We start from the raw sequence: 15,091 nt of genomic DNA, 5'->3' as shown, positions 1-15,091 counted from the left end.
TATGTCTCTGTTTGAAATGTCCGAGCGCGCAACGAAATATCGCGACGACCTGCTGGAGTTCATGGACGAGTGCGTCTACCCGGCCGAGCCGGTGTACGAGACGCAGATGGCCGAATCCGGCGACCCGCACTACCAGCCCCCGATCATCGAAGAGCTCAAAGCCCAGGCCCGCGCGCGCGGCCTGTGGAACCTGTTTCACCCCCACCCCGAATGGGGGCCGGGCCTGACGAATCTGGAATATGCACCCCTGGCCGAGATCATGGGACGCAGTCCGCATCTGGCTCCGGAGGCCTGCAACTGCAGCGCCCCCGACACCGGCAACATGGAGGTGTTCACGCTGTTCGGCAGCGACGAACACAAAGAGCGCTACCTCAAGCCGTTGTTGGAGGGCACCATCCGGTCGGCTTTCGCGATGACCGAGCCGCAGGTGGCCAGCTCGGATGCCACCAACGTCCAGCTGTCCATGGTGCGCGACGGCGACGGCTACCTGCTCAACGGCCGGAAGTGGTTTGCCTCCAACGCTTTGCATCAGAACTGCAAGGTGATGATCGTGATGGGCAAGACCGATCCAAACACCGCCACCCACCGTCAGCAGTCGATGATGGTGGTTCCCATCGACGCCCCGGGAGTCACCATCCGGCGCGGCGTGACGGTCTTCGGCTATCAGGATCGCGAAGGCCACGCCGAAATCGACTTCAAAGACGTCCGGGTGCCCGCCAAGGACGTGCTCAAAGGCGAGGGAGAGGGGTTCGCGATCGCCCAGGCGCGTCTCGGGCCCGGCCGGATCCACCACTGCATGCGGGCGATCGGCATGGCTGAGCGTGCTCTGGAGCTGTTGTGCAAGCGCGCGCAGTCCCGGGTGACCTTCGGCCGGCCGGTCTCCGACAACGCCAACATTCGCGACTGGATCGCCGAGGCCCGCATCGACATCGAGATGGTCCGGCTCCTGACGCTCAAGACCGCCTACCTGATGGACACCGTCGGCAACAAGGCAGCGCAGGTCGAGATCGCGGCGATCAAGGTGGCAGCGCCCAATATCGCGCTCAAAATCGTCGACCGGGCCATTCAGGTGCACGGTGCCGGCGGGGTCACCGAGGACTTCCCGCTGGCCGGTTTCTGGGCGCACCTGCGCACCTTGCGGCTGGCCGACGGGCCCGACGAGGTGCACAAGCGCGCCATCGCCCGTCAGGAGCTACGCAAGTACCGCGAGGATCCCCGGTGACCACACCGGATCTCCACGGACGCACCGCCATCATCACCGGTGCGTCGCGGGGGATCGGGCTGGCGATCGGACAGCGATTGGCCGAGGCGGGCGCCAACGTGGTGCTGACCTCGCGCACCCAGGACAGCGCTGACGCCGCAGCGGCCCAGATCAACGGCGCCGCGCTGGGTGTGGCCGCCCACGTCGCCGACGACGACGCGGCCCGTCGCTGCGTCGAGCTCACCCTGCAACGGTTCGGCAGCCTCGACATCCTGGTCAACAACGCCGGTACCAATCCGGCGTTCGGGCCGCTGATCGAGCAGGACCACGCCCGGTTCGCCAAGATCTTCGACGTCAACCTGTGGGGACCGCTGCTGTGGACCTCCTGCGCGGTCAAGGCGTGGATGGGCGACAACGGCGGTGTGGTGGTCAATACGGCATCGATCGGCGGAATGAGCCACGCGCCGCTGATGGGCATGTACAACGCCACCAAGGCGGCCCTGATCCACATCACCAAGCAGCTTGCGCTGGAACTGTCCCCCGGAATCCGGGTGAACGCCATCTGCCCGGGGGTGGTGCGCACCAGGCTGGCCGAGGCGCTGTGGAAGGAGCACGAGCAGGACCTGGCCACCACCATGCCGCTGGGCCGCATCGGCGAGCCGGTCGACGTCGCCGACGCGGTGATGTTTCTGGTCTCAGATGCGGCGAGCTGGATCACCGGGCAGACACTCGTCATAGACGGCGGCCAGATCCTGGGTGACGCAACGGGTTTCCGGGAGGGCTGAGTGGTCGAACAGCCCCTGGGAATCGATCCGGCCGCTGCGGCGACGTGGATCGCCGGACTGGGCCTGCCCGTCCGGGGTCCGCTGACCTTCGAGAGAATCGGAATCGGGCAGTCGAACCTGACCTATCGGGTCTCCGACGGCGCCGGTCACGACTGGGTGCTGCGCCGCCCGCCGGTGGGGACGCTGCTGGCATCGGCGCACGATGTGGCCCGGGAAGCGCGAATCCTGGCCGCGCTGGGCGACACCGATGTCCCCACACCGCGGGTCTACGGGTTGACCCGTGATGGCGAAGGCACGCCGCTGCTGCTGATGGAGTACATCGACGGGGTGGTGGTCGACCGGATGTCGGTGGGAGAGGCGTTGTCTCCGCAGCGGCGCCGACAGATCGGGCTGTCCATGCCCGAGACGCTGGCCAGGATTCACGCCGTCGACATCGCCGCGGTGGGCCTCGATGATCTGGCCAGCCACAAGCCGTACGCCCAGCGACAGCTCAAACGCTGGGCCGGGCAGTGGGAGAAGTCCAAGACACGAGAACTGCCCGCACTCGACGAGCTGACCCGGCGACTGACCGCCGCCGTGCCGCAGCAGCGGGAGCTGACGCTGGTCCACGGAGACTTCCACCTGCGCAACGTGATCACCGACCCGGGCAACGGCCAGGTGATCGCGGTGCTGGACTGGGAGTTGTCCACGCTCGGAGATCCGCTGGCCGACATGGGAAGTCTGCTGGCGTACTGGCCTGAGGCCGGCGAAGAGCAGACCGCCGGGGACTTCGTCATCAGCACGCTCGAGGGCTTCCCGGACCGGGCGGAGCTGGCCCGGGTCTATCTGGAATTGACCGGGCGTGACGCGGGGACGCTGCAGTACTGGCATGCTCTTGGCCTGTGGAAGGTCGCGATCATCGCCGAAGGAATCGTGCGGCGGGTGTTGGACAACCCGGCCAACAAAGCCGCCGCCGGCACGCCGATCACCGCGTGGATCGACGCGCTGGTGGACCGGGCGTGCGGAGTCGCCGATGAGGCGGGCCTCTGAGGTGAGCACGGCCTATCGTGCCGACGGAGCGCCCCATGGCACCGCCGGCGCCGTGGAGCCCGACCTCGTCGACGGCGTTCCGCGCCGGCGAATCGCGGTGGCGGCGATGGTCGGCACCACCATCGAGTTCTACGACTTCTACATTTATGCGGCCGCCGCCGTCACCGTCTTTCCGCACCTGTTCTTCCCGCATGGCGATTCCACGGCGGCGCTGCTGGCCTCGTTGGCCACGTTCGGCCTGGCGTTCGTGGCGCGCCCGCTGGGCTCGATCCTGTTCGGCCATTTCGGTGATCGCCTGGGCCGGAAGTCGACTCTGGTCGCCTCGTTGCTGCTGATGGGTATCGCCACGTTTCTGATCGGTGTGCTGCCGACCTATCACCAGATCGGTCTGCTCGCCCCGGTGCTGCTGGCCGTGCTGCGATTCAGCCAGGGCCTGGCGATCGGCGGTGAATGGAGCGGGGCGGCCTTGCTGGCCACCGAGACCGCCAAACCGGGCCGGCGGGCGACGGCGGGAATCTGGCCGCAGCTGGGTGCGCCGCTGGGATATCTGCTCGCCACCATGATCTTCCTGATCCTGTTCCGGTGGTCGGGACCGGTCACCGCCGGCGCGGACGGTCCCGGGGCATTTCTGGCCTGGGGCTGGCGCATCCCGTTCCTGCTGAGCGCCGTCATGGTGGCCGTCGGCCTGTACGTCCGGCTGCGGCTGACCGAAACCCCGGTCTTCGCCCAAGCGGTCGCCGCAGGGACGCCGGTGAAGGCTCCGATCGCGGCGCTGCTGCGGGGCAGCTGGCGCCAGCTGGTCATCGGCACCTTGGTGATGGTGGTGCCCTACACGCTCTTCTACACCGTGACGACGTGGAGCTTGAGCTACGGCACCGCCAAACGCCCACCCGAGGGATTCGGGCTGGGCTACGGCTACGCCGACTTCCTCGGACTTCAGCTGATCGCCGTGGTGTTCTTCGTCTGTGTGCTGCCCATCGTCGGAAGGCTGGCCGACCGCTTCGGCCGGCGCTCCCTGCTGCTGATCTTCACCGCCGGAATCATGGTGTACGGGGCCACTTTCGGCGCGTTCCTGAAGCCGGCCGCCTCCACCGGCACGATGCTGGCCTTCCTCATCGTCGGTATGACCCTGATGGGCTTGGTCTTCGGTCCGATGAGTGCGGTGCTGCCGGAGCTGTTCCCGACCAACGTCCGCTACACCGGGTCCGGTGTGGCCTACAACGCGGCGAGCATCCTGGGAGCGGCGGTGGCGCCGTTCATCACCACCTGGCTGGTCACCAGCCATGGCGTGGCCTGGGTGGGCGGCTACCTGGCGACGGTGGCCGCCTGCTCCTTTGTGGCGCTGCTGGTGATGCACGAGACCAGGGACACCGAACTGGTAGCTCTCTGAGCTTCGGCTCTCCTTCGTCGAGCCTGGCTAACCGCCGGGTTTGATGCGGCGGTCCAGCTTCGGCTCTCCTTCGTCGAGCCTCGCTAACCGCCGGGCATACTTCGGCGGTCCAGCTTCGGCTCTCCTTCGTCGAGCCTCGCTAACCGCCGGGCATACTTCGGCGGTCCAGCTTCGGCTCTCCTTCGTCGAGCCTCGCTAACCGCCGAGTGCCCCGTCGAAGACCTCGCGCATCGCCGCCCAGTGGCGGGCCGCGGCGTCGGCGTCATACGGCGCGTTGTCGGGGACGGCGAAGCCGTGCGCGGCCGGATAGATCTCGACGGTGTGAGTGACGCCCGCGGCACTCAGCGCCTCGTCCAGCGTCGCGGCGTTCTCCTGGGTGAACCCGGCGTCGTTCGCCGCGCCGGCCACATAGATCGTGCCCGTCATCCGGTCGGCCAACAGGTGTGGGCTGTCGGCGTCATCGGTCACCAGGCCGCCGCCGTGGAAGGAGGCCGCGGCACCCACCCGATCGGGCACCCGTCCGGCAACCACCACCGAAGTGCGGCCGCCCATGCAGTAACCGCACACCCCGAACTTGTGCCCCCGCACCTCGGGACGGGCCTCCAGATAGTCGAAGAACGCCTGCGCGTCGGTGGCCATCCGCTCTGGCGTCACCGTGCCGATCATCGAGAACAGCCGGCTGCGCTCGCCGGCATCGGCGAACACCGTCGCCATGTCGAACGGTGCCCAGCCGGGGTTTCGGTAGTACACGTCGGGCAGCAGCACCGCGTAGCCCATGCCGGCCAGCTCGGCGGCCATATCGTCGAAGGTCGCGCGGACCCCGCCGGCGTCCGGATACATCACGACGCCCGGCCAGGGCCCGGACCCCTCCGGGGTGAACAGGCGGACGGGGCAGTCGCCGTCGGGCGTGGCAACGGTGTCGGTGATCATAGGCATGGCCTCTGTTGTACTCCGCCACATGCGCGGGCCCTACAGCGGCGCGTGGCTTCGCCCCGCTTGCCCTCGCCGCTAAGCTAAGCGCGTGCCGATCGCCACACCGTACGAGGATCTGCTGCGGTTGGTGCTCGAGAGCGGAACTCCCAAGGCGGACCGCACCGGCACCGGAACCCGCAGCCTGTTCGGTCACCAGGTGCGCTACGACCTGGCCGCCGGATTCCCGCTGATCACCACCAAGAAGGTGCACGTCAAATCGGTGATCTATGAGCTGCTGTGGTTCCTGCGCGGCGATTCCAACATCGAGTGGCTCAACGAGCACGGCGTCACCATCTGGGACGAGTGGGCCAGCCCCACCGGCGATCTGGGCCCGGTCTATGGAGTGCAATGGCGCTCGTGGCCTACCCCGTCGGGAGAGCAGATCGACCAGATCGCGGCCGCGGCGGAGTTGCTGCGCACCGACCCCGATTCCCGCCGGATCATCGTCTCGGCCTGGAACGTCGGTGAACTGAGCAAGATGGCGCTGGCCCCCTGCCATGCGCTGTTCCAGTTCTACGTCGCCGACCAGAAACTGTCCTGCCAGCTCTACCAGCGCAGCGCCGATCTGTTCCTCGGGGTGCCGTTCAACATCGCCAGCTACGCATTGCTCACCCACATGATGGCCGACCAGGCCGGGCTGGGCGTCGGCGAGTTCGTCTGGACCGGCGGAGACTGCCACATCTATGACAACCACGTGGACCAGGTGCGCGAGCAGCTGTCTCGGGAGCCGCGCCCCTACCCGAAACTGGTTCTGGCGAAACGTGATTCCATCTTCGACTACACCTACGACGACATCGAGATCCACGGCTACGATCCACACCCGGCGATCAAAGCGCCCGTGGCCGTATGACGCTTGCTCTGATCTGGGCGCAGTCCGTCTCCGGCGTGATCGGCCGGGACGGCGGCATACCGTGGCGGCTGCCTGAGGACCAGGCGCGTTTCAAGGCGCTCACCCTGGGGCACCGGGTGGTGATGGGCCGGCTGACCTGGGAGTCGCTGCCGGCCTCGGTGCGGCCGCTGCCCGGGCGCCCCAACGTGGTGGTGACCCGCCAGCCGCACTACCGCGCTGACGGGGCCGAAGTGGTCGCCTCCCTGGACGCGGCGCTGACCGACGCCGAGACCTGGGTGATCGGCGGCGCGCAGATCTACCAGCTCGCACTGCCCAAAGCCGACCGGTGCGAAGTCACCGAGATCGACCTCGACCTGCCGCCACGCGACGGGGATGCCGCCGCTCCAGAACTCGACCACCAGTGGTCGGTGGTCAAGGGCGAGTGGCTCACCAGCGCAACAGGTCTGCGGTACCGGTTCTGCAGCTACCTGCGGTGACACCCACGCTGAACTCGGCGCAGGCACGGCGAATCGCCGTGGCCGCACAGGGGTTCACGCAGGCCAGGCCGCGGGCTGCAGTGAGCAGGGCGCACCTGCAGCGGTTGATCTCGCGCATACAGGTTCTGCAACTGGACTCGGTGTCGGTCGCGGTGCGCGCCCACTACGCGCCGGTCTTCAGCCGGCTGGGTCCCTACGACCGTACGGTCCTCGACCGGGCCGCGTGGAGCCACAGCGCCCGCTCGCCGCGGCTGCTGGTCGAGTACTGGGCGCATGAGGCGGCGCTGATGGCCGTCGAGGACTGGCCGTTGCTGCGCTGGCGGATGCGGCAGTGGCCCCACGGCCGGTGGGGCTCGGCGATCGTGCGGCGCAACCCGCAACTGGTCGCCGATGTGACTGCCGCGATCGGGGAACTCGGACCGGCGACCGCCGGCCAGATCGAAGCGCATCTTGCCGCCGCATCCGGGCGGGCCGGCAAAGGGCCGTGGTGGAACCGCAGCGACACCAAATGGGTGGCCGAGGCGTTGTTCGCCTCCGGTGTGCTGACCACCGCCACCCGGGTCGGATTTGCCCGGCACTACGACCTGGTCCAGAACGTGCTGCCGCCGCAGGTACTGGCGGTCGAGGTCGATGACGACGAGGCGGTCCGCGAGCTGGTACGGCGGGCGGCCGGTGCGCTGGGGGTGGCCACCGAGGCCGACCTGCGGGACTACTTTCGGCTGTCGGCCGCCCAGACCAAGCCGGCGATCGCCCGGCTGGTGGCCGACGGCGACCTGGAGCCGGTCGCCGTACAGGGCTGGGACAGCGTGGCCTACCTGCATGCCGGGCAGTCGATACCGCGGGCCGACCGCGGCACCGCGCTGTTGTGTCCGTTCGATCCGCTGATCTTCTATCGGCCAAGGGTGGCGCGGCTGTTCGGTTTCCACTATCGACTGGAGATCTACACCCCGGCGGCGCGGCGCCAGTACGGCTACTACGTCTGGCCGTTTCTGTTGGACGGGGAACTGGTGGGCCGAGTGGATCTCAAGGCGGATAGGCAGCGCGATGCATTGCACGTCGTCGGGGCGTTCGCCGAACCGGGCCGGTCCCGCGAGCAGGTGGGCGCGGCGTTGTGGTCGCAGTTGGAGTCCATGGCCGGCTGGCTGGGGCTCAGCGGGATCACCGTGGGCGACCGGGGAGATCTGGCCGCCACGCTGCGGGCGCGCTGAGCCGGCAGGTGTAGCGGCGGGGCCGGTCGGGCCGCGCTAGGGTGGCGGGCGGGAGCAGATCGGCGTCGCGGGTGATAGGGGCGTCGATCCGGGGATGTCGGGGGATCGTATGCGGGTCGCTGCCAGGTGCGGGCTTGTCGTCGTCGGTGCGGTGCTGGCCGCCGGTTGCGGGCAGCACGGGGTGAGAGTTCTGCCGCCGGCCACCACCGCGGTGACCACCACCCCGCCGGTGCCGGTCGCCGAGACCGGGCTGCGCGCCCTGCTGCTGCCCCCCGAACAGGTCAACCCGATCATGGAGGCGACCGACATGGTCGTCACCCGCATCCACAACGCCCTGTCGGACGACAGCGCCAGCATGCAGCCCCGCGAATGCCTGGCCATCGACGGCGCCGGCCAGGCGCTGGTCTACGCCGACAGCGGTTACACCGGGGTGCGGGAGCAGGCCATGAGCGAGGGCGACGATTTCGAGCACTACGTCGAGCAGGCCGTGGTCGCGTTCCCGTCGGCGAATCAGGCCGCGGCGTTCTTCGCCGCTTCCGCCGAGCAGTGGCTGGCCTGCGAGGAGTACAGCCATGTGCAGAGCGGCAGCACCTGGATCGCCGCGCCCATCGTCAACACCGACGGCATGCTGAGCACCATCGCGACCCAGAGCAACGCCGGCAACGACGCCAGCTGGGCCTGCGGGCGGGCGTTGACCGTGGCGAACAACATCGTGATCGACGTGAACACCTGTAGTGCGGACCCCAAGGACTCCGCGGTCGTCATCGCCCGGCAGATCGCCGAGAAGGTGCCCAACGGCTGACGGGCCTTTTACCAGGCCGGGCAGGCACACCTTAAGGGGAGTGCCGCGGTGGCGACGGCGCCGCTGCGCGGGCAACTGATTGCAGTTCGCAACAGCCTTCTCGGGGCGGTCAGCTGATGCGGTAGTCGCTCAACGGGAATTCCCTGGCCTCCCGAATCGCCGTCTCGGTCGACGTCGGGCGCAGCAGCGCGGGATCGCCGTTGGGGCTGAAGTAGTACGAGTGGGCGCTGGCACAATTGCCCTGGGTGAACACCGACTCGCCGAGCAGTTCGGTCATCCGTTCCAGGAACTGGGTGTTGGCCTCCTCGGTGACCTCGAACGTCGTCGCCCCCCGTCGCTTGACCTCGGAGAACAGCCGGTCCATCAGCCGCATCTGGTACTCCATGGTGTTGAAGAAGTTCAACCCCAGGAACGCATACGGACCGGCCAGGCTCAAGTAGTTCGGGAAGTACGGCATTGACACGCCCTGATAGGCCTGGAAGCGGGTCTCGCGCCACCACTTCCCGAGGTTGCGGCCTTCCCGGCCGATCACCTCGATGGCCGGGAAGTTGGCCTCCCACAGATCGAATCCGGTGGCCAGCACCAGCGTGTCGATCTCGACCTTTGCGCCGTCCTTGCCGACGATTCCGTCGGCTTCGATGTGGTCGATACCGGCATCCTGCAGGTGCACATTGGGCCGGGTGAACGCCTGGTAGTAGCCGTTGGAGAACGTCGGACGCTTGCACCCGAAGTCGTAATCCGGGGTGAGCCGGCGGCGCAGCTCCTTGTCCCGGATGACCAGGAACCGGTTGATCTTGGCCAGATCGCCGGCCGCGATGTTGAACCGGCCCCGGAACATCGAGTAGTGGCGGACGCCGATGGAGACCATCACCTCGTAGACGGAGTCGGTGAGCCAGCGGAAGACGCGCTGGGTCCAGGGGAATCGGGCGAACATCCGCTTGGCCCACGGGGCGAAGCGCAGGTCGATCTTGGGCACCACCCAGATCGGGGTGCGCTGGTACACCGTCAGGTCAGCGGCGGTTTTGGCGAGTTCGGGGATCAACTGGACGGCGGTGGCTCCGGTGCCGATCACCGCGATGCGCTCACCGGCGGGGCTGTACTCGTCGTCCCACTTGGTGGTGTGGATGACCCGGCCTTCGAAAGTCTCGATACCGGCGATGTCGGGGATGTGCGGCTGCGACAGGAAACCGGTTGCGGTGATCAGATACCGCGAACTGATGGTTTCGCCGTCGGCCAGGGTGACGCACCACAGCGAGGCGTCCTCGTCCCAGCGGGCGCCCTCGACCTCCGTGTTGTACCGGATGTGGCGCGGCACGTCGTACTTGGCGGCGACGTCCTCGGCGTACTTCTTGATTTCCGGGCCAGGGCTGAACATCCGCGACCAGTTGGGATTGGGCTCGAAGAAATACGAGTAGGTGGTGGTGGGAACGTCGACTGCCAGTCCCGGGTAATGGTTGACATACCAGGTGCCGCCGAGATCGTCTTCGCGCTCGAGGATGACGAAGTCCTCGATGCCGAGGCGCTTGAGCTGAATGGCGGCACCGATGCCCGCGAATCCCGCCCCGACGATCAGTACCTCTACCTGCTGCGAAGACATTTTTCCACTTTATCGCAGGCTCGCAGAGCGCACCCTGCTCGGCGCCGGCCGGCACACCTTAAGGTGAGTGCCGTGGCCGAGACGGCGCCGCTGCGCGTGCAACTGATTGCCAAGACCGAGTTCACTCCGCCGCCGGACGTGCCCTGGAGCACCGATGCCGACGGCGGGCAGGCCCTGGTGGAGTTCGCCGGCCGGGCCTGTTATCAGAGCTGGTCCAAGCCCAACCCGCGCACCGCCACCAACGCCGGCTATCTCAAGCACATCATCGACGTCGGCCATTTCTCGGTGCTCGAGCACGCGGTGGTCACGTTCTACATCAGCGGAGTGTCCCGGTCGGCCACCCACGAGCTGATCCGGCACCGGCACTTCTCGTTCTCGCAACTGTCGCAGCGCTACGTCCCCGAACCGGATTCTCGGGTCGTGCTGCCCCCCGGTATACAGGACGATCCGGAGTTGCAGCAGATCCTGATCGAGGCCGCCGACGCCAGCCACGCCGCCTACGCCACGCTGCTGGCCCGGCTGGAAGCCAAGTTCGCCGATCAGCCCAACGCGACCCTGCGGCGCAAGCAGGCCCGTCAGGCCGCCCGCGCCGTGTTGCCCAACGCCACCGAGACCCGCATCGTGGTGACCGGCAACTACCGGGCCTGGCGGCATTTCATCGCGATGCGGGCCAGCGAGCACGCCGACGTCGAGATCCGGCGGCTGGCCGTCGAGTGCCTGCGCCAGTTGTTGGATGCGGCGCCGGCGGCGTTCGGGGACTTCCAGATCAGCACGCTGGCCGATGGCACCGAAGTCGCGACCAGTCCGCTCGCCACCGAGGTCTGAGTGCGTCCGGGCGCCAGGTAATCTTGGGGCCGTGAGCAGCAGCGGATTCGACGCCAAGGCGCAGTTCGGCACCGTGCTGACCGCCATGGTGACCCCCTTCGGCGCGGACGGCTCGGTGGACACCGACACGGCGGTCCGGCTGGCCAATCGCCTCATCGACGCCGGTTGCGACGGTCTGGTGATCTCAGGCACCACCGGCGAGTCGCCGACCACCGCGGATTACGAGAAGCTCACGCTGCTGCGTGCGGTGGTCGAGGCGGTCGGCGACCGGGCCCGCATCATCGCCGGCGCCGGCAGCAACGACACCGAGCACAGTGTGCGGCTGGCCGAGGCGTGCGCCGGGGTCGGGGCGCATGGCCTGCTGGTGGTGACGCCGTACTACTCGCGTCCGTCGCAGGCCGGGTTGCTGGCGCACTTCACCGCCGTCGCGGACGCCAGCTCGCTACCGGTGATGCTGTACGACATCCCAGCCCGCTCGGTGGTGCCGATCGCTCCCGACACCATCTTCGAACTGGCCGAACACCCCAACATCGTGGCCATCAAGGACGCCAAGGGCGACCTGCACGCCGGGGCGCAGATCATGGCTGAGACCGGGCTGGCCTACTACTCCGGCGATGACGCGCTGAACCTGCCCTGGCTGGCCATGGGCGCTACCGGTTTCGTCAGCGTGGTGTCGCACTTCGCAGCCGGGCAGCTGCGCGACATGCTCGCAGCCTTCACCGCCGGCGACGTCGAGACCGCCCGCAAGATCAACGTCTCGATCGCCCCGCTGTCCAATGCGATGGGCCGGGTGGGCGGGGTGACCTTCGTCAAGGCCGGCCTGCGGTTGCAGGGCTTCGAGGTAGGCGACCCGCGGTTGCCCATGGTGCCGGCGTCCGCCGCGGAGGTCGAGGAACTGGCCATCGACATGCGCGCCGCGGCTGTCCTCGGGTGAGGCACAGGTGAACGAGGATCTCACTCCGCCGGGTCCGTTGGCCGAAGGCGGGCTGCGTGTCACCGCGCTGGGCGGAATCAGCGAAATCGGCCGCAACATGACCGTTTTCGAGCACCTCGGCCGGCTGCTGATCATCGACTGCGGCGTGCTGTTCCCCGGCCACGACGAGCCCGGCGTCGATCTGATCCTGCCCGACATCCGCCACATCGCCGACCGGCTCGACGACGTCGAGGCGCTGGTGCTGACGCACGCCCACGAGGACCACATCGGCGCCATCCCGTTCCTGCTCAAACTGCGGGCCGACATCCCGGTTGTCGGTTCGAAGTTCACCCTGGCACTGGTCGCCGCCAAGTGCCGGGAGCACCGCATCAAGCCGGTGTTCGTTCAGGTGGCAGAAGGCCAGCGCAGCACCCACGGCGTGTTCGAATGCGAATACTTCGCGGTGAACCACTCGATCCCCGATGCGCTGGCGATCGCGGTGCATACCGGCGCGGGCACGGTGCTGCACACCGGCGACATCAAACTCGACCAGCTGCCACCGGACGGGCGCCCCACCGACCTGCCCGGCATGTCCCGGCTGGGCGACCAGGGCGTGGACCTGTTCCTGTGCGACTCCACCAACGCCGAGATCCCCGGGGTCGGGCCGAGCGAGAGCGAGGTCGGGCCCACCCTGCACCGGCTGATCCGCGGGGCCGAGGGCCGGGTGATCGTGGCCTGCTTCGCCTCCAACGTCGACCGGGTGCAGCAGATCGTCGATGCCGCGGTGTCGCAGGGCCGGCGGGTGGCCTTCGTCGGCCGGTCGATGGTGCGCAACATGGGCATCGCGAAGGAATTGGGCTTCCTGCGGGTGGCGGACTCGGATCTGGTGGACATCGGGGCCGCCGAGATGATGCCGCCGGACAAGGTGGTGCTGGTCACCACCGGAACGCAGGGCGAACCGCTGTCGGCGCTGTCGCGCATGTCGCGCGGCGAGCACCGGTCGATCACGCTGACCGCCGGTGACCTGGTGGTCCTGTCGTCGTCGCTGATCCCCGGCAACGAGGAAGCGGTCTTCGGCGTGCTGGACGCCCTGGCCAAGATCGGCGCCCGGGTGGTCACCAACGCCGCGGCCCGCGTGCACGTCTCCGGGCATGCGTACTCCGGGGAGCTGCTGTTCCTCTACAACGGGATCCGGCCGCGCAATGTGATGCCCGTCCACGGCACCTGGCGGATGCTGCGGGCCAACGCCGCGCTGGCCGCCCGTACCGGGGTGCCGGAGGAGTCGATCCTGCTGGCCGAGAACGGGGTCAGCGTCGATCTGGTCGCCGGGCAGGCTCGCATCGCCGGGGCGGTTCCGGTCGGCAAGATGTTCGTCGACGGACTCGTCGACGGCGACGTGGGCGACGCGACGCTGGGGGAGCGGCTGATCCTGTCGAGCGGATTCGTCGCGATCACGGTGGTGCTGCGCCGCGGCACCGGAAAGCCGTTGGCTGCGCCGCACCTGCATTCGCGTGGTTTCTCCGAAGATCCCAAGGCGCTGGAGCCGGCCGTGCGCAAGGTCGAGGCGGAGCTGGAGTCGCTCGCCGCAGAAGGGGTCACCGACCCGGTCCGGATCGCCCAGGCGGTGCGCCGCACGGTGGGCAAGTGGGTGGGGGAGACCTACCGGCGTCAGCCGATGATCGTGCCGACGGTGCTCGAGATCTGATCCGGCACAGCCGCTGCGTGTTTCGGCGTGGGCGGACGATTCGGGCGGTTCGCGGCCTGACGCTTGCCGTGGCTTATCGCTTGTTGACGAAGCCGGCGTCGACGGGCATGGCTATGCCGGTGACATAGCGGGCCGCATCGGAGACCAGCCAGGCCACCGCATTGGCGATGTCCTCCGGTTGCAGCACCGCCACCGGCAGCGCATTGCCCATGTCCGGTGGCGAGCCCGTCGCGGCGGTGAGCTCCGCAAGCCAGCCCCGCACGTAGTCGTTGTTGATCATCGGCGTATCGACCCCGGCCGGGTGCACCGAGTTCACCCGAATACTGTGCGGCGCCAGCAGGTTCGCGTAAACCCGCATCAACCCCACCAACCCGTGCTTGGCCGCGGCGTAACCGATCGCGCCCGCGTCGTGACTGCCGATGCCGGCCAGGCCCGCGACTGAGCTGATCAGCACGATCGATCCGCCCTCGCCTTGGGCGATCATCGCCGGAAGTGCCGCTTCGATGGTGTGGTAGGCGCCGGTCAGGTTGACGTCGATGACGTCACGCCAGCCGTCGGACGCGGCCATCGGGGCGATACCGGCGTTGGCCACCACGATGTCGACCCGGCCCAGCTCGTCGAGTCCGGCCTGCACCGCGGCGCCCAGTGCCGTCTGGTCCCGCACGTCGGCCTGCCGGGCCACGATGCGCGCACCGGTGCGTTCGACCAGCTCCGCTGTCGTCGCCAAGTCCTCGGCGACGGCCAGCGGATAGGGCACGCTGTCGATCTGATCGCACAGGTCGACGGCGATGATGTCGGCGCCGTCGGCGGCCAGGCGCAGGGCATGGGCGCGCCCCTGGCCGCGGGCCGCGCCGGTGATCAGGGCGACCTTGCCCTGCTGGGCTTTGTCCGACGGCCGGGCCGTCACGGCCGCAGCTGGCCCTTGGCGGGGTCGCCTGCGGGCACGGCGTTGAGCAACTTGATCTCGGGTGCGCCGGCCAGGTGCTCGCTGAGGCTGCCGAACAGCTCACCGGAGGCCGGCGAGGTCGAGTGCGCCTTGAGGGCCTCACCGTCGGCCCACTGCTCGATGAACACGAACGCCCCGTCGGCCTCATGCAGGGAGTACAGCTCGCAGCCGGGCTCCTGGTGTACCTGCGCCACCGCCTTGGTGCAGATTTCGCGGACGGTTTCGACCGATTCCGGCTTGACGGCGAAGGTGGCGACGACGACCACGGGCATGTGCGACTCCTTGGAAGAGGGGGGATTCCCCGGTCACCCTACCCAGCCGGCCGCCGTACGTGCGGCGATCGGGTCGCTCGGGGCCAGTGTGGCATATGGTGCAGATGGGGTATTTGCGAC

General features: G+C 68.4%; 15 protein-coding genes. 11 read left to right on the top strand and 4 right to left on the bottom strand.

The features are described 5' to 3' along the window. Position 1: 1 nt before the first annotated feature. The 4 genes from AWC02_RS03985 to AWC02_RS03970 are packed head-to-tail and all read left to right on the top strand — an operon-like array spanning position 2 to position 4,405. Positions 2-1,222 (top strand): acyl-CoA dehydrogenase family protein, encoded by a 1,221-nt coding sequence (locus tag AWC02_RS03985; protein ID WP_085127397.1) that lies wholly within the window; start codon positions 2-4, stop codon positions 1,220-1,222. Then, positions 1,219-1,986 (top strand): SDR family oxidoreductase, encoded by a 768-nt coding sequence (locus AWC02_RS03980; RefSeq protein ID WP_085127395.1) that lies wholly within the window; start codon positions 1,219-1,221, stop codon positions 1,984-1,986. Before AWC02_RS03985 ends, AWC02_RS03980 begins: the two co-directional genes overlap by 4 nt. Next, positions 1,987-3,015, top strand: coding sequence for a phosphotransferase family protein (locus AWC02_RS03975; RefSeq protein ID WP_085127393.1), 1,029 nt, complete (start codon positions 1,987-1,989; stop codon positions 3,013-3,015). Beyond that, entirely contained in the window at positions 2,999-4,405 is a 1,407-nt protein-coding gene (locus AWC02_RS03970) for an MFS transporter (RefSeq protein ID WP_085127391.1), read from the top strand. The genes AWC02_RS03975 and AWC02_RS03970 overlap by 17 nt, the downstream gene beginning before the upstream one ends. Positions 4,406-4,600: 195 nt before the next feature. On the opposite strand, the gene AWC02_RS03965 is transcribed toward AWC02_RS03970, so the two are convergent. Next, positions 4,601-5,341 carry a dienelactone hydrolase family protein gene (locus tag AWC02_RS03965; protein ID WP_085127389.1) on the bottom strand — a complete coding sequence of 247 codons (741 nt, stop codon included), beginning with the start codon at positions 5,339-5,341 and terminating at the stop codon, positions 4,601-4,603. A gap of 85 nt (positions 5,342-5,426) precedes the next feature. On the opposite strand from AWC02_RS03965, the gene AWC02_RS03960 reads away from it, so the two are divergent. The 4 genes from AWC02_RS03960 (at position 5,427) to AWC02_RS03945 (ending at position 8,713) form a co-directional block, all read left to right on the top strand. Beyond that, positions 5,427-6,227 carry a thymidylate synthase gene (locus AWC02_RS03960; protein WP_085127387.1) on the top strand — a complete coding sequence of 267 codons (801 nt, stop codon included), beginning with the start codon at positions 5,427-5,429 and terminating at the stop codon, positions 6,225-6,227. Further along, positions 6,224-6,703 carry a dihydrofolate reductase gene (locus tag AWC02_RS03955; RefSeq protein WP_046321768.1) on the top strand — a complete coding sequence of 160 codons (480 nt, stop codon included), beginning with the start codon at positions 6,224-6,226 and terminating at the stop codon, positions 6,701-6,703. The genes AWC02_RS03960 and AWC02_RS03955 overlap by 4 nt, the downstream gene beginning before the upstream one ends. Continuing rightward, positions 6,700-7,911 (top strand): winged helix-turn-helix domain-containing protein, encoded by a 1,212-nt coding sequence (locus AWC02_RS03950; RefSeq protein ID WP_085127385.1) that lies wholly within the window; start codon positions 6,700-6,702, stop codon positions 7,909-7,911. Before AWC02_RS03955 ends, AWC02_RS03950 begins: the two co-directional genes overlap by 4 nt. Before the next feature lie 109 nt (positions 7,912-8,020). Then, positions 8,021-8,713, top strand: a complete 693-nt coding sequence (locus AWC02_RS03945; protein ID WP_085127383.1) for a sensor domain-containing protein — start codon at positions 8,021-8,023, stop codon at positions 8,711-8,713. Positions 8,714-8,822: 109 nt separating this feature from the next. Here the strand turns inward: AWC02_RS03945 and AWC02_RS03940 are convergent, their stop codons facing one another. Continuing rightward, the gene (locus AWC02_RS03940; RefSeq protein ID WP_085127381.1) at positions 8,823-10,310 is read right to left on the bottom strand and encodes a flavin-containing monooxygenase; all 1,488 of its coding nucleotides are present in this window, start codon (positions 10,308-10,310) and stop codon (positions 8,823-8,825) included. Between the two features lie 72 nt (positions 10,311-10,382). Between AWC02_RS03940 and thyX the strand changes: the two genes are divergently transcribed. From thyX to AWC02_RS03925, 3 genes are read left to right on the top strand one after another with little or no spacing between them, the layout of a single operon-like run. Then, a complete protein-coding gene (thyX, locus tag AWC02_RS03935) occupies positions 10,383-11,135 on the top strand; it encodes an FAD-dependent thymidylate synthase (RefSeq protein WP_085127468.1) in 753 nt (250 codons plus the stop codon). Between the two features lie 31 nt (positions 11,136-11,166). Then, on the top strand, positions 11,167-12,069 hold the full coding sequence (gene dapA, locus AWC02_RS03930) for a 4-hydroxy-tetrahydrodipicolinate synthase (protein WP_085127379.1): 903 nt from the start codon (positions 11,167-11,169) through the stop codon (positions 12,067-12,069). A 7-nt stretch (positions 12,070-12,076) separates the two neighbouring features. Then, the gene (locus tag AWC02_RS03925) at positions 12,077-13,753 is read left to right on the top strand and encodes a ribonuclease J (RefSeq protein ID WP_085127377.1); all 1,677 of its coding nucleotides are present in this window, start codon (positions 12,077-12,079) and stop codon (positions 13,751-13,753) included. Positions 13,754-13,826: 73 nt separating this feature from the next. Here AWC02_RS03925 and AWC02_RS03920 read toward each other — a convergent pair whose 3' ends face one another. Next, on the bottom strand, positions 13,827-14,660 hold the full coding sequence (locus AWC02_RS03920; RefSeq protein WP_085127375.1) for a mycofactocin-coupled SDR family oxidoreductase: 834 nt from the start codon (positions 14,658-14,660) through the stop codon (positions 13,827-13,829). Continuing rightward, the gene (locus AWC02_RS03915) at positions 14,657-14,971 is read right to left on the bottom strand and encodes a putative quinol monooxygenase (protein ID WP_085127373.1); all 315 of its coding nucleotides are present in this window, start codon (positions 14,969-14,971) and stop codon (positions 14,657-14,659) included. Before AWC02_RS03915 ends, AWC02_RS03920 begins: the two co-directional genes overlap by 4 nt. Positions 14,972-15,091: the final 120 nt, after the last annotated feature.

The organism is Mycolicibacter engbaekii, from assembly GCF_002101585.1.
Taxonomy (GTDB): Bacteria; Actinomycetota; Actinomycetes; order Mycobacteriales; family Mycobacteriaceae; genus Mycobacterium; species Mycobacterium engbaekii.
The sequence above is the reverse complement of the archived record's forward strand: the minus strand, read 5'-3'. Positions and strand labels throughout refer to the sequence as shown.